Annotated in this window: 1 protein-coding gene; it reads right to left on the bottom strand. The window is 79.5% G+C overall.

Annotated elements, in window-relative coordinates; all coding sequences use genetic code 11:
* A partial coding sequence (locus tag NWP10_RS11965; RefSeq protein WP_309137730.1) for a hypothetical protein occupies positions 1-1,337 on the bottom strand: 1,337 nt, incomplete at both ends.

The raw sequence follows: 1,337 nt of genomic DNA, 5'->3' as shown, positions 1-1,337 counted from the left end.
GTCGGAGGGCGGCCCGGGCACCCCGGGGTCGGACGGCCGGCCCGGCGCACCCGGGGTCCCGGGGCCGGAGGCGCTCGTGGCGCTCGGCTGCGGCGTCGTCGGCTCCGGCTCGGGCTCCGGCTCCGGGTCGGTCGGCGGGGCCGTGGTCCCCGTCTCGGTCGGGGTCGGGGTGGGCGTCGTGGGCGTCGGCGTCGGCGTGGGAGTCGACGGGGTCGGCGTCGGCGTGGGCGTCGGGCTGGTCGGCGCCGGGCGCGGGGGCGCCGTCGTCGTCGAGGGGTCGGGCTCCGGGGCGGTCGGCGCGGAGGTGGTGGGGTCCGGGGTGCTGGGGTCCGGCGACGGGGCCGGCGCCGTGGTCCCCGGGCGGGAGGAGGGCGGGGCCGAGGAGGTGGACGGGTCGCGGTCCCCGCCCGGGTCGACGGACGGGGCCGTCGTCGTGGGGTCCGGCACCGGCACGCGCGGCGGGACCGGGGCGCCGGTCGCCTCCGGGGTCCACGAGGACTCGGCCGGTTCGGGGGCCGACGTCGACGGGGACGGCGTGGAGCGGTCCGGCAGGCGCAGGTCCGCGGGCGTCCGCGCGGCGTCCGTGGCGGCGTCGCCGAGGTCTGAGAGCCACGGGGCGGCCGTGTCCCGCGGGATGCGCACGGTGAGGACGCCGGCGGCGGCCGGGGCCATGGAAGCCTGGTCCGCCTCCAGCATCACGCTGCCGTCCGGCAGCAGCACCACGGCGTCCCAGATGCGGCGGTTCTCCACCAGCTCCGGGGAGTCCACGGCCGAGGCGAGGCGCTCGCGGACCACGTCCGGGTCGTTCTTCATGCGCTGGCGGACCTCGGTGCGGAACGCGTCCCAGCCCTCGTCCGTGAAGAGGTCCCGGGTCTCGAGCACCCGGTCCTCGCGGGCCGAGTACCAGACCACGTGCGAGCTGGAGACGGAGTCCGTGCCCCGGGTCTCCGTGGAGAGCAGGCGGGCCGCGGCGATGTCCTCGCCCACCACGGCGAGCCGGGGCTGCACCTCCAGGCGGGGGTCCGCCCCGCGGTCCGTGTCCCGGCGGTAGGCGTCGATCTGGCCGCGCACGGAGCCGGCCATGGACTCCGTCCAGGCGGGCGCCTCCGGCACCTGCAGCCACGCGCCGCGGTGGTCCGGGTCCGTGCCCTCGAGGACGGCGATGCTCGCGCCCGGCACCCGGTCCAGGTCCAGGGAGGGCACGTCCACGGTGAAGGGCGCCATGTCCATGGGCGGCAGCGCGGTGGCCGACGCCGTGGACGGGGCGGGCTCCGGCGCGGGCTCGGTGCGCGCGCACGCGCTCAGCGCCACCAGGGCGACGGCGGCCAGGCCCAGGG

This window comes from Micrococcus sp. HG099, assembly GCF_024723355.1.
Classification (GTDB): domain Bacteria; phylum Actinomycetota; class Actinomycetes; order Actinomycetales; family Micrococcaceae; genus Micrococcus; species Micrococcus endophyticus.
The sequence above is the reverse complement of the archived record's forward strand: the minus strand, read 5'-3'. Positions and strand labels throughout refer to the sequence as shown.